Source organism: Xylophilus sp. GW821-FHT01B05 (assembly GCA_038961845.1).
Classification (GTDB): Bacteria; Pseudomonadota; Gammaproteobacteria; order Burkholderiales; family Burkholderiaceae_C; genus Xylophilus.
On record CP152408.1, the window covers coordinates 3,712,698 to 3,725,693 of the forward strand.

A 12,996-nucleotide genomic window follows, 5' to 3' on the forward strand; every position below is an offset into this window, starting at 1 on the left:
AGCCGGTTCCGCGGATGTCCTGGCATGGCCTGCTCCGCGGCCTTTGGTTCCCTTGGCTGCGGCTAACACGGTGCCAGCCACCCAACCCACGACAAGCCGCCCCCACAACGAGCTGCCCGCCATTGCGCGCCATGCGCTGACGGTGCTGGCGGGCCAGTTGGCGGTGATGGCCTTTGGGGTGACCGACACCGTGGTGGCGGGCCGCCATTCCGAGGTCTCGCTGGCGGCCTTGTCGGTGGGCTCGGCGGTGTTCATCAGCGTCTACGTGGCGCTGATGGGCGTGCTGCAATCGCTGCTGCCGGTCTGGGCCGGGCTGCATGGCGCGCGGCGCTTCGAGGACCTGGGCCGCTCGGTGCGCCAGGCGCTCTACATCTGCGCCATCGCCTGCGTGCTGGGCATGGCGCTGCTGCTGGCGCCGGCGCCGCTGCTGCGCTGGGCCGAGGTGCCGCCGGCCTTGCAGGGCGAGGTGCTGCGCTACCTGGGCGTGCTGGCGCTGGGCCTGCCGCCGGCCATGCTGTTTCGCATCTACAGCACGCTCAACCAAAGCCTGGGGCGGCCGCTGCTGGTGACCTGGCTGCAACTGGGTTCGCTTGCGGTCAAGCTGCCACTGACGGTCTGGTTCGCGCTGGGTGGCGCCGGGCTGCCGGCCATGGGCGCCGTGGGCTGCGCCTGGGCCACGGTGCTGGTCAATTACCTGATGCTGGCGATTGCGCTGTGGATGCTGCGCACGCAGCCGCTCTATGTGCCCTACCGCCTGTGGCGCCGGCCCGAGGCGCCCGACCTGCGCCAACTGGGCCTGTTCGCCCGCCTGGGCGTGCCGGCGGGCTTGTCGATCATGGTGGAGGTGACCTCCTTCACCCTGATGGCGCTGTTCATCGCGCGCCAGGGCACGGTGGCCGCCGCCGCGCACCAGGTGGCGGCCAGCATGGCGGCGGTGCTCTACATGGCGCCGCTGTCGATTGCCATTGCCACCAGCGCGCGCGTGGGCTATTGGCTGGGCGCGGGCGACGCGCGCCAGGCCCGGCACGCGGTCGGCGTGGGCCTGGCGCTGGCAGGCTTGGCGGCACTGGTTCTGGGTGGCACGGTGCTCGTGGCGCGCGACAGCATCGCCGCGCTGTACTCGCGCCAGCCGGCCGTGGTGGCCATGGCCGGCATGCTGCTGGGCTGGGTCGCGCTCTACCACCTGGCCGATGCGCTGCAGTGCGTGTGCGTGTTCGTGCTGCGCTGCTACCGCATCACGGTGTCGGCGCTGCTGGCCTATTGCCTGCTGTTGTGGGGCGTGGGCCTGGGCGGCGGCTACTGGCTGGCCTACCACGGCGGCTACGGCATGGGGCGGTGGACCTCGCCCGCAGCCTTCTGGACGGCCAGCGCCGGGGCGCTGGTGCTGACCGCCTGCACCTTTCTGCTGATGGTGCGACGCGCGGTGCGGCGCTCTGTCGCCACCAACCAGAAACTATAAAAATAATAGCTAATAGCCCAGGCCACGCCTGGGCTAGAGGCCTATTTGGCTGATATTCCTGGAACCCGCAGCCGCTCGGCCGGCAGCACCAGGGTGAAGGTCGATCCCGCGCCCTGCTGGCTGTCTATGCGCAGGCGGCCGCCGTGGCGCTGCAGCACGTGCTTGACGATGGCCAGGCCCAGGCCGGTGCCGCCGCTTTCGCGTGAGCGGCTGCGGTCGACGCGGTAGAAGCGCTCGGTCAGCCGCGGGACGTGCTCGGGCGCGATGCCGGGGCCGGTGTCCTGCACCGCAAATTCGCCCTCGCCCGCCGCGCCGCGCGCGGGTTCGCGGCCGTCCAGCACGGTCCAGCGCACGGTCACCGTGCCGCCGGCGGGCGTGTAGCGCACGGCGTTGGCGACCAGGTTGGACATGGCGCTTTGCAACTCGTGCGGCGCGCCGGCCACGTCGCCCTGCACGCCCTCGGGAAAATGCAGCGTATGGCCACGGCCCAGCAGTGCGGACAGCGCTTCGGCCTCTTGCTGGCAGTGCGCGATCAAGGCCTGCAGCGGCACGCGCTCGGCCAGGCCCGGCAAGGGGCTGCCTTCCAGCCGCGACAGGGTCAGCAGGTCGCTCACCACCGACTGCATGCGCGCGGCCTGCTGGGACATCAGCCCCAGGTAGTGGGCACGCTCGCCCGCCTCCAGCGGCAGGGTCTGCAGGGTTTCGACGAAACCGGTCAGCACGGTGAGCGGCGTGCGGATCTCGTGCGATACGTTGGCGACGAAGTCGCGCCGCATGGCCTCGGCCTGCTCCACTGCGGTGACGTCGCGCGACAGCAGCATGGTGCGGCCTTCGCCATAGGGGTGCAGCTGCACCGACAGGCGCACCGGCCGCCCGGGCGTGCTGCGCCGGCCGGGGATGACCACTTCCGAGTCGAACTTGCCGGCAGCGCAATAGGCGCTGAAGGCCGGGTCGCGTACCAGGTTGCCCAGCGACTGCAGCAGATCGCGCGTGGCCTCGATGCCAAAGTGCTCGGCCGCGGTCTGGTTGCACCACTCGATGCACATGCGCGCATCGAGCAGCACCACGCCATTGGGCGAAGCCTGCAGCGCGGACAGGATTTCATGCAGGCGCCCGGCGCTCTCGGCCATGCCGCGCTCGGCCTCGCGGGTGCGGCGGCGCATGCGGTCTGCGGCCTCGCCCCACAGGCCGCCCAGGGCTGGTGCCGTGGCGGCGACGGCGTCGCTGCGCAGCCAGCGCAGCAGGCGCCCGGCGCGCCAGGCGTCGAACAGCGTGGCGCTCCAGCTGGCCAGCACAAAGCCCACCAGCGCGCCGCCCAGGCACCAGGCCTGCCATGCGGCGCGTGCGGTGGCCGGATCGGCACCGCCGAGCTTGCCAGCCAGCCAGCCCAGGGCCAGCGCACAGAACAATTGCCAGAGCGCGAGCGCAATCACCCGCTGCAGGATCATGCCGGCCAGCATTCAGTGGGGAGGCGTGGCCGCCGTCAGTGCCACCTGCGCCGTGGCGCGGTAGCCAGCGCCGCGCACCGTCTCGACCATGGCGCCGGCCGTGCCCAGCGACTCGCGCAGGCGCTTGACGTGCACGTCGACCGTGCGCTCTTCAATGAAGACGTGGTCGCCCCAGACCTTGTCCAGCAGTTGCGCACGGCTGTGCACGCGCTCGGCATGGCGCATGAGGTAGTGCAGCAGCTTGAATTCGGTCGGGCCGACCTTCAACGGCTGGCCCTGGAAGCTCACGCGGTGCGTGCCAGCGTCCAGCAGCAGCTCGCCCAGTTGCACCGTCTCGGCCAACTGCTCGGGCGCGCGGCGGCGCAGCACGGCGCGGATGCGCGCCAGCAGCTCCTGGGTGGAGAAAGGCTTGGTGATGTAGTCGTCGGCGCCCGCGTCCAGGCCGGCCACCTTGTCGGGCTCGTCGCCGCGCGCGGTCAGCATCAGGATCGGTACGGCCTTGGTCCGCGCATCGGCGCGCCACTTGCGCGCCAGCGCCAGGCCGCTGGTGCCGGGCAGCATCCAGTCGAGCAGGATCACGTCGGGCAGCACCGCGTCCAGCTCACGCTGGGCAGAGGCGCCATCCTCGGACCACACCGGCTGGAAACCGTTGTGGCGCAGGTTGACGGCGATCAGCTCGGCAATCGCTGGCTCGTCTTCAACGATCAGGACCTGGGGGAGTTTTCTCATCTCAAATTTCCAATGCGCTACGCATCACTCGCACCGCACGCAGCCGTCCAGCACAAATGGCCGCGGAGCAGGCCAAGCGCAAACATCCGCGGAACTGGCTTTGCCAGGCCGCAGGATGTGCCCCCCTTCGCGCAGCAGAAGGGGGGTTGGCGAAGCACGAAGTGCGCAGCCTGGGGGGATGTCATCTCAATGCGGATTCGATTTCGTCCATCGACGCATGCCGCACGTCGGTTCCCTTGACGATGTAGATGATGAACTCGGCGATGTTCTTGGCGTGGTCGCCAATGCGCTCGATCGCCTTGGCGACGAACAGCAGGTCCAGGCTGGCAGAGATGGTGCGCGGGTCTTCCATCATGTAGGTGATGAGCTTGCGCACGAAGCCGTCGAACTCGCGGTCGATCTGGTCGTCTTCCTTCAGGATGGCCAGCGCGGCGCTGGTGTCCAGCCGCGCGAACGCATCCAGCGCACGGCGCATCAGGCCCGAGGCCAGGTCGGCTGCCACGCGCAGGTCGGACGACGGCAGGCTGCGCCCGGCGCCGCTGGCGACGATGGACTTGACCATGCGCGCGATCTTGTTGGCCTCGTCGCCCACGCGCTCGAGGTTGGCGGTGGTTTTGGAGATGGCGATCAGCAGCCGCAGGTCGCGCGCCGTGGGCTGGCGCCGCGCGATGATGGACGACAGATCGCGGTCGATCTCCATCTCCATCGCGTTCACGCGCGGCTCGGCCTGCGTGACGCTGTCGGCCACTTCGGTGCTGAACTGCGACAGCGCATAGATCGCCTGGCGGATCTGCGATTCGACCAGGCCGCCGAGCTCCATCACACGGGAGGAGACGCCGTTGAGTTCGCTGTCGAACTGGGTGGACAAGTGCTTGTCGGACATTGCCGTTTCCTTCTCACTGATCGCAAGACTGCGAATGATGCATGGCCGAACACAAATCACGGCCCAAGCGCGGGACACCGTGGAACCGGCTTTGCCGGGCCACTGGCGTCGCCCCCTCGAAGGGGGTTGGCGCAGCGACACGAAGTGCGCGAAGACTGGGGGTGGTGGGCTGGTTCATCCGAAGCGGCCGGTGATGTAGTCTTCTGTTTCTTTGCGTTGGGGCTTGAAGAACATCTGCTCTGTCTCGCCAAACTCCACCAAGTCGCCCAGGTACATGTAGGCGGTGTAGTCGCTGCAGCGCGCGGCCTGCTGCATGTTGTGGGTGACGATGACCACGGTGTAGTCGTTCTTCAGCTCGGCGATCAGCTCTTCCACCTTGGCGGTGGAGATCGGGTCGAGTGCCGAACAGGGTTCGTCCAGCAGCAGCACCTCGGGCTTGATGGCAATGCCGCGCGCGATGCACAGGCGCTGCTGCTGCCCACCAGAGAGGCTGGCGCCGCCCTGCTGCAGTTTGTCCTTCACCTCAGGCCACAGCGCGGCCTTGCGCAGTGCCCATTCCACGCGCTCGTCCATGTCGGTGGCGTTCAGGCGCTCGAACAGCTTCACGCCGAAGGCGATGTTGTCGTAGATCGACATCGGGAAAGGCGTGGGCTTCTGGAACACCATGCCGATCTTGGCGCGGATCAGGGCCACGTCTTGCTTGGAGGTGAGCAGGTTCTCGTTGTCGAGAATGATCTCGCCCTCGGCGCGCTGCTCGGGGTAGAGCTCGAACATGCGGTTGAAGGTGCGCAGCAAGGTGGACTTGCCGCAGCCCGACGGGCCGATGAAGGCCGTCACCTTGTTCTCCGGGATTTCCAGGTTGATGCCCTTCAGGGCGTGGAACTTGCCGTAGTAGAAATTGAGGTTCTTGACCGCGATCTTGGAGCGGTTGGGTGCATGCGCGAGGGGTGCCATGGAGACGGTTCCTTCTTCGGGATTCAGTTGCGCCGCGCAAGCACGCGCGCCAGGATATTGAGGAGCAACACCGCCGTGGTGATCAGGAAGACGCCGGCCCAGGCCAGCTTCTGCCAGTTTTCATAGGGGCTCATGGCGAACTTGAAGATCGTCACCGGCAGGCTCGCCATCGGCTTGGACAGGTCGCCATTCCAGAACTGGTTGTTGAGCGCGGTAAACAGCAGCGGTGCGGTCTCGCCCGCGATACGCGCCACCGCCAGCAGCACGCCGGTGATGACACCCGCGCGCGCCGCGCGCAGCGTGATCAGCAGGATCACCTTCCACTTGGGCGTGCCCAGTGCGTAGGCGGCCTCGCGCAGGCCGGGCGCCACCAGCAGCAGCATGTTCTCGGTGGTGCGGATCACCACCGGGATCACGATCAGCGCCAGCGCCACGATGCCGGCGTAGCCCGAGTAGCTGCGGAAACGCGCCACCACCACGGTGTAGACAAACAGGCCGATGACGATGGAAGGCGCCGACAGCAGGATGTCGTTGACCAGCCGCGTGACCGACGCGAGCCAGCCAGTGCGGTCGTACTCGGCCAGGTAGACGCCGGCCATGATGCCGATGGGCGTGCCGACGAAGGTGGACAGCGCCACCATCACCAGCGAGCCATAGATGGCGTTGGCCAGGCCGCCCTCGTCGTTTGGCGGCGGCGTCATCTCGGTGAACAGCGCCAGGCTCAGGCCGCCCACGCCCAGGCGCAGCGTTTCCCAAAGAATCCACACCAGCCAGAACACGCCAAAGGCCATGGCCGCCAGCGACAGCGCCAGCGCGATGCGGTTGACGCGGTTGCGCGCGGCAAAGCGCACCTGGCGCTCCACCGCCAGGTCTGCTGCGGAAATCAGCTGCTCGGAAGTCGTCATGTGCGGGTTCCCTCGTTTTTCTGCAGGCGCAGCAGCAGCAGCTTGGACAGCATCAGCACCACGAAGGTGATGAAGAACAGCACCAGGCCCAGGTAGATCAGCGACGCCTGGTGCAGGCCTTCGCCAGCCTCGGCAAACTCGTTGGCCAGCGCCGAGGTGATGCTGTTGGCCGCCTGGAACAGCGACAGCGAGCTGAGCTGGTTCATGTTGCCGATGACGAAGGTCACGGCCATGGTCTCGCCCAGCGCCCGGCCCAGGCCGAGCATGATGCCGCCCAGCACGCCGGTGCGGGTATAGGGCAGCACCACCTTGGACACGACTTCCCAGGTGGTCGAGCCCAGGCCGTAGGCGGACTCCTTCAGCAGCGGCGGCGTGACCTCGAACACGTCACGCATCACCGAGGCGATGAAGGGGATCACCATGATCGCCAAAATAATGCCGGCCGACAGAATGCCGATGCCCACCGGCGGGCCGGCCACCAGCGCGCCCAGGTAGGGCACGCCCTTGAACAGCGCCTGCAGCGGCTGCTGCACATAGGTGGCGAGGATGGGGCCGAACACCATCAGCCCCCACATGCCATAGACGATGGAGGGCACGGCAGCCAGCAGCTCGATGGCCGTGCCCAGCGGGCGCTTGAGCCAGGCGGGCGACAGTTCGGTAAGAAACAGCGCGATGCCGAAGCTCACCGGCACCGCGATCAGCAGCGCAATGATCGACGTGGCCAGCGTGCCGTAGATCATCACCAGGCCGCCGTAGTCGTTCTTGGCCGGGTCCCACACGCTGCGGGTGAGAAAGCTCAGCCCGTATTTTTCGATGGCAGGCCAGGCGCCGGCAATCAGCGATGCCAGGATGCCCAGCAGCAGGGCCAGCGTCAGCAGCGCCGCGCCCTTGGCCAGCCAGCCAAACAGCCGGTCGGCCATGGTGCCGGAGAGTCCCGGCCGTTTCACAGGTGGTGGATTCATGGTGGCGCCCCGCCCGGCCGCAGTCGGCGGCGCGGGGGGCAGCGGCAGTGTAGAGGACACGGCGCGGGTTGTGGCTTCAGGCTGCTGTGCTTAGCGCAGGGCGATGGCCTTGCCCGACGTGTCCTTGATGTCGCCCCAGGACTTGTAGATCGTGGCCTTCACGCTGTCGGGCATGGGCACGTAGTCCAGGTCGGCGGCGGTCTTGTCGCCTTCCTTGTAGGCCCACTCGAAGAACTTCAGCGTGGTGGCGGCCTGGGCTGGCTTGTCTTGCGACTTGTGCACCAGGATGAAGGTAGCGCCGGTGATGGGCCACGAATCCTTGCCAGGCTGGTTGGTCAGGATTTGGTAGAAGCTCTTGCTCCAGTCAGCGCCGGCAGCGGCGGCCTTGAAGGCGCTGTCGTCCGGTGCGACCGCGTTGCCTGCGGCGTTCAGCAGTTGGGCGTAGGCCATCTTGTTCTGCTTGACGTAGGCGTACTCGACGTAGCCGATCGAGTTGGGCAGGCGGCCGACGAAGGCGGCAACGCCTTCATTGCCCTTGCCGCCGGCGCCGGTGGGCCAGTTCACTGCCGTGCCTTCGCCGACCTTGGACTTCCACTCGGGGTTCACCTTGCTCAGGTAGTTGGTGAAGATGAAGCTGGTGCCAGAGCCGTCGGCGCGGCGCACCGGGGCGATTTCTGCATCAGGCAGTGCCAAGCCGGGGTTCAGCGCCTTGATGGCGGGATCGTTCCAGTTGGCGATCTTGCCCAGGTAGATGTCACCCAGCACGGCGCCGCTCAGCTTCAGCTGGCCCGGGCCGATGCCCTTGATGTTGACCACCGGCACCACGCCACCGATCACGGTGGGGAACTGCACCAGGCCCTTGGCCTGCAGCTCGTCGTCCTTCAGCGGCGCGTCAGAGGCGCCAAAGTCCACCGTCTTGGCATCGATCTGCTTGATGCCGGCGCCAGAACCCACCGATTGGTAGTTGATCTTGACGCCCGTGCTCTTGTTGTAGTCAGCGGCCCACTTGGCATACAGCGGTGCGGGGAAGCTCGCGCCTGCGCCAGTGGCTTCGTTCTGGGCCCAGGCCATGGAAGTTGCAGCGCACAGGCCGGCAACGGCAAACACGCGAATCATCGAAGTCTTCATATGCGTTCCTCTGGAAGTACAGGTGGCAGGAGAGTGATGAAACGGAATGTAGGGGCGCTATATGACAGTGACGTGACATATTGATCACCCGCAGGGGCATGAGCCGCAGCAGTCAGGCACTGTCACGTGTCTGTCACAACAATGCCGCACCCTGCGACACTCCTGCCTTGTTTCCCTTACCGGTCCCCTGCCCCCATGGATGACGGAACCCTTCTCGCAGCCCTAGACCTGGGCTCCAACAGCTTTCGACTGGAAATCGGCCGGCTCGACCATGGTCGCGTATTGCGTACCGAATACCTGAAAGAAACCGTACGCCAGGGCGGCGGCCTGACGCCCGACGGCAGCCTGACGCAAGAAGCCCTGCAGCGCGGCTGGGACTGCCTGGCCCGCTTTGGCGAGCGCCTGGCGGGCTTCAAGGCCGGCCAGGTGCGCGCCGTGGCCACGCAAACCCTGCGAGAGGCGCGCAACCGCGAAGAATTCCTGTCGCGCGGCGCCGAAGTGCTGGGCTTCCCGATCGACGTCGTCTCCGGCCCCGAAGAAGCGCGCCTGATCTACGCCGGCGTGGCCCGGCTGCTGCCGCCCTCCTCCGAGCGCCGGCTGGTGGTCGACGTGGGCGGCCGCTCTACCGAGCTGGTGCTGGGCCAGGCGCTGCAGTCCAGGGTGCTGGCATCCTGCCCCATTGGCAGCGTGGCGGCCTCGCTCATCCACTTCCCGGACGGCCGCTACACCGTGGCGGCCTTTGCCGCGGCCCAGGCCGCCGCCGAGGCGGCCCTGGAAGACGAAGCCGCCCGCTTCCCGCGCAGCGACTGGGACGTGGCCTATGGCGCCTCGGGCACCGTGGGCGCGATTGGCGACCTGCTGGCCGGCCTGGGCGAGCCGCCCGGGCTGATCACGCGCGCCGCCCTGCACGGCCTGCGCGACCGCCTGCTGCAGGCCCAGCACGCAGACCGCTTGCGCCTGATCGGGCTGAAGGAAGACCGGCGCCCGGTGATTGCCGGCGGCGTGAGCGTGCTGTGCGCAGTGTTTGCCCAGTTGGGCATAGAGCGCATGCAGATCGCCCAGGGCGCGCTGCGCCAGGGCGTGCTCTATGACCTGCTGCAGCGCGAAGCGCCGGCCACCGACATACGCACCGCTACGGTGCAGGCGCTGGCCCTGCGCTTTGGCGTGGACGCCGAGCAGGCCGAGCGCGTGGACCGCACCGCGCGCGCGCTGTTCGCCCAGCTCTGCCCCGGCGCCCCTGAAGACGCGGTGCGCAGCCTGCACTGGGCCGCGCGCCTGCACGAGATCGGCAACAGCATCGCCCATGGCGAGCACCCACGCCACGGCGCCTACATCCTGGAGAACGCCGACGCGCCCGGCTTTGGCGAGCAGGAACAGCGCCAGTTGGCGCGCCTGGTACTGGGCCAGCGCGGCAAGCTGCGCAAGCTGCCGCTGGTGCTGGACGACGCCGGCTTTGCCATGCAGTTGCTCAGCCTGCGCCTGGCCGTGCTGCTGTGCCACGCGCGCCGCAACCCGGCCACGCCGCTGCCCCGCATCGAGCGCGAAGCCGGCGGCTTCTGCATCACCATGCCGGCGCGCTGGGTGGAAGACTTTCCGCAGTCGGCGCACCTGCTGCGCGAAGAGCTGGAGGCCTGGCGCAAAACGCCCTGGGCGCTGGGAATGGCCTACGGCGCCTGAACACAGGACTATCAAATAAATAGCTGCATGCCGGCGTATACCCTGAATTTCAGTTAGTTTTGTACCTGAAGCGCAGGATACACGCCGGCTTCCAGCTATTAATTTAGAAGCAGGCGCTACAGCACTTCAGGCGACTGCACGGTGACGATGACGGTCTCTGACCCTTCGGCGCGCTGGCGTTGGCGCAGCCACCAGACCGCGCCCTTGCGGATCGCGCATTCGCTGGCAGCCAAGCCAATCAGCTGGGCCACGGTCTGCCCCAGCATGGGCTGGTGGCCTACCACCAGCACGGCGCCCTTGGCGCGCGGCCATTGCACCAGCTCCAGCAGTTCGTTGGGCGAGCCGTCGGGCAGCAGCTCGGCGCGCAGCTTGTAGCGGCGGCCCAGCGCGGCGGCCGTCTGGTCGGTGCGGCGTGCCGGGCTGGCCAGCACGCGCAGGCCTTCGGGCAGCTGGCGATCAAGCCAGGCGGCCATGCGGGCGGCCTGCTTCTCGCCGCGCGGCGTCAGGCCGCGCTCCAGCTCGGGCAGGTCCTCGCGCCGGTCTTCGGCTTCTGCGTGGCGCCACAGGATCAGGTCCATCACACATGTCCTCCTGCCAGCGGCAGCGAAGGTGCGGGGTAGCGCTGCATCAGCGCCACCTGGGCGCTGTGGCCGCCCGCCTGGGCCGGCACTGCGCGGCGGTAGCGACCGTCGGCGCCCAGCAGCCAGGCGTCGCAGTCGTCATGCAAGTAGGCCACCAGGCATTCGTCGATGATGCGCTGGCGCAGCTTGTGGTCGGTCACCGGCCAGGCCAGTTCGACCCGGCGCAGCATGTTGCGGCTCATCCAGTCGGCGCTGGAGAGGTACAGGTCCTCGTCCTTGCCGCTGCGGAAGTAGAAGACGCGCGAATGCTCCAGGAAGCGTCCGATGATGGAGCGCACCCGGATGTTGCCGGTCTGCCCCGGCACGCTGGCTGGCAGGATGCAGGCGCCGCGCACGATCAGGTCGATCTGCACGCCGGCGCGGCCGGCATCCATCAGCGCATGCACCAGGCGCTCGTCGGTCAGCGCGTTCATCTTCAGCACGATGCGCCCCTCTTGCCCCTGGCGCGCGGCCTCTGCGGTGGCGGCGATGCGCTCGACCAGCCGGTCCTGCAGGTGAAACGGCGCAAGCCACAGGCGCTTCAGCTTGGGCAGCCGGTTCTGGCTGGCCAGGTGGGCAAAGACGGCGTCCATCTCGGCCGTCAGCGCCGGGTCGGCGGTGAGGTAGCTCAGGTCGGTGTAGAGCCGCGCGGTGCGCGGGTTGTAGTTGCCGGTGGACAGGTGGCCATAGCGCTGCAGGTGCCGGCCTTCGCGCCGCGTCACCAGCAGCATCTTGGCGTGCGTCTTCAGCCCGACCACGCCGTAGACCACCTGCGCGCCAATGGATTCCAGCGCCTCGGCCCAGTTGATGTTGGCTTCTTCGTCGAAGCGCGCCTTCAGCTCGACCACGGCCGTTACTTCCTTGCCGCGCCGCACCGCCTCGCGCAGCAGCTCCATCAGCTCGGAGTCGGCACCGGTGCGGTAGATGGTCTGCTTGATGGCCAGCACGTCCGGGTCGTGCACGGCCTCGCGCAGGAAGGCCAGCACGCCGTCGAAGCTCTCAAACGGCTGGTGGATCAGCAGGTCGCGCCGGCGCAGTTGCTGCAGGATCGGCAGGCCGCTGCGCAGGCCCACGGCGCGCGCCGGCTTCCACTGCGGGAACAGCAGGCGGGGGTCGTCGACCAGGTCGATCAGCTGCGACAGCCGCACCAGGTTGACCGGCCCGTGCACCCGGTACAGCGCGCCGGCCGGCAGGCCGAACTGCTGCAGCAAGAAGTCCGACAGATGCTGCGAGCAGCCAGAGGACACCTCCAGCCGCACCGCCTGGCCGTAGTGGCGCAATTGCAGGCCCTGGCGCAGCGCGGTGCGCAGGTTGCTGACCTCGTCCTCGTCCACCGCCAGATCAGAGTGGCGGGTGGCGCGGAACTGCGAGAACTCGGTGACTTCCCGCCCCGGGAACAGATCGGCCAGGTGCGCCCGCACCACGCTGGAGAGGCTGACCACGGCCACGCCCTGCGGCGCCACCGTCTGCGGCAGGCGGATGAGGCGCGGCAGCACGCGCGGCACCTTGACGATGGCGATCTCGTTGTCGCGGCCAAAGGCGTCGCGGCCCTTCAGGCGCACGATGAAATTGAGCGATTTGTTGGCCACCTGCGGAAACGGGTGGGCCGGGTCCAGCCCCACCGGCACCAGCAGCGGAGACACCTCGCGCCGGAAGTAGTCGCGCACCCAGCGCCGCTGAGCGCTGTTGCGCTCGCCATGCGAGACGATGCGGATGCCGCGCCTGGCAAAAGCCGGCGTCAGTGCGTCGTTGTAGAGCGCGTACTGGCGCGCCACCAGGTCGTGCGCAATGGCCGATATCGCCTCGAAGCTGGTGCGGGTATAGAGCCCCTGCAGGTCGCCGGCCAGCGCGGCGGCCACGTGCGGCGCCATGCGCACCTCGAAGAATTCATCGAGGTTGGACGAGACGATGCACATGTAGCGCAGCCGCTCCAGCAGCGGCACGTCCTCGCGGCAGGCCCAGTCAAAGACACGTTCGTTGAAGGCCAGGATGCTGTGGTCGCGGTCCAGCAGCGGCGGCGAAGGCGCGGCGGCGGGCGGCAGCACCGCCGCCTCGATGGCCTCCGGCACCGGCGTGGTGGCCACGGTGATCGCGCGTGGCTGCGGCCCCGCCGCCTCCGGCAGCGCAAGGCCGGGAGTGCCGTTGGCGGCCGGCGGTGGCAGCGGTGCCGCATCGCCCTGCGGCGGCAACGGGAGATCGGGGGAACTGTGTGCGGACATTGCCAACAGAGT

11 protein-coding genes are annotated in these 12,996 nt (G+C 68.2%); 2 read left to right on the forward strand and 9 right to left on the reverse strand.

The window, feature by feature from the left end; translation table 11 throughout:
• Window positions 1-70 precede the first annotated feature (70 nt).
• Window positions 71-1,459, forward strand: coding sequence for an MATE family efflux transporter (locus AAFF27_17255; protein ID XAH21762.1), 1,389 nt, complete (start codon window positions 71-73; stop codon window positions 1,457-1,459).
• A 41-nt stretch (window positions 1,460-1,500) separates the two neighbouring features.
• Here AAFF27_17255 and phoR read toward each other — a convergent pair whose 3' ends face one another.
• From phoR to pstS, 7 genes are all read right to left on the reverse strand, one after another.
• The gene (gene phoR, locus AAFF27_17260; protein XAH21763.1) at window positions 1,501-2,907 is read right to left on the reverse strand and encodes a phosphate regulon sensor histidine kinase PhoR; all 1,407 of its coding nucleotides are present in this window, start codon (window positions 2,905-2,907) and stop codon (window positions 1,501-1,503) included.
• Between the two features lie 12 nt (window positions 2,908-2,919).
• A complete protein-coding gene (gene phoB / locus AAFF27_17265) occupies window positions 2,920-3,636 on the reverse strand; it encodes a phosphate regulon transcriptional regulator PhoB (protein ID XAH21764.1) in 717 nt (238 codons plus the stop codon).
• 181 nt (window positions 3,637-3,817) lie between these two features.
• Entirely contained in the window at window positions 3,818-4,519 is a 702-nt protein-coding gene (phoU, locus tag AAFF27_17270) for a phosphate signaling complex protein PhoU (protein XAH21765.1), read from the reverse strand.
• A 174-nt stretch (window positions 4,520-4,693) separates the two neighbouring features.
• Window positions 4,694-5,473 carry a phosphate ABC transporter ATP-binding protein PstB gene (gene pstB / locus AAFF27_17275; protein ID XAH21766.1) on the reverse strand — a complete coding sequence of 260 codons (780 nt, stop codon included), beginning with the start codon at window positions 5,471-5,473 and terminating at the stop codon, window positions 4,694-4,696.
• Between the two features lie 23 nt (window positions 5,474-5,496).
• On the reverse strand, window positions 5,497-6,378 hold the full coding sequence (gene pstA / locus AAFF27_17280) for a phosphate ABC transporter permease PstA (protein ID XAH21767.1): 882 nt from the start codon (window positions 6,376-6,378) through the stop codon (window positions 5,497-5,499).
• Entirely contained in the window at window positions 6,375-7,340 is a 966-nt protein-coding gene (pstC, locus tag AAFF27_17285; protein XAH26256.1) for a phosphate ABC transporter permease subunit PstC, read from the reverse strand. The genes pstA and pstC overlap by 4 nt, the downstream gene beginning before the upstream one ends.
• A gap of 90 nt (window positions 7,341-7,430) precedes the next feature.
• Complete coding sequence (gene pstS, locus AAFF27_17290; GenBank protein XAH21768.1) at window positions 7,431-8,468, reverse strand: phosphate ABC transporter substrate-binding protein PstS; 1,038 nt, start codon at window positions 8,466-8,468, stop codon at window positions 7,431-7,433.
• Between the two features lie 195 nt (window positions 8,469-8,663).
• On the opposite strand from pstS, the gene AAFF27_17295 reads away from it, so the two are divergent.
• A complete protein-coding gene (locus AAFF27_17295) occupies window positions 8,664-10,145 on the forward strand; it encodes a Ppx/GppA phosphatase family protein (GenBank protein ID XAH21769.1) in 1,482 nt (493 codons plus the stop codon).
• Window positions 10,146-10,261: 116 nt separating this feature from the next.
• Here AAFF27_17295 and AAFF27_17300 read toward each other — a convergent pair whose 3' ends face one another.
• Both AAFF27_17300 and ppk1 read right to left on the reverse strand, forming a co-directional pair.
• Window positions 10,262-10,723 carry a histidine phosphatase family protein gene (locus tag AAFF27_17300; protein ID XAH21770.1) on the reverse strand — a complete coding sequence of 154 codons (462 nt, stop codon included), beginning with the start codon at window positions 10,721-10,723 and terminating at the stop codon, window positions 10,262-10,264.
• The gene (gene ppk1 / locus AAFF27_17305; protein ID XAH21771.1) at window positions 10,723-12,984 is read right to left on the reverse strand and encodes a polyphosphate kinase 1; all 2,262 of its coding nucleotides are present in this window, start codon (window positions 12,982-12,984) and stop codon (window positions 10,723-10,725) included. The genes AAFF27_17300 and ppk1 overlap by 1 nt, the downstream gene beginning before the upstream one ends.
• Between the last annotated feature and the right edge of the window lie 12 nt (window positions 12,985-12,996).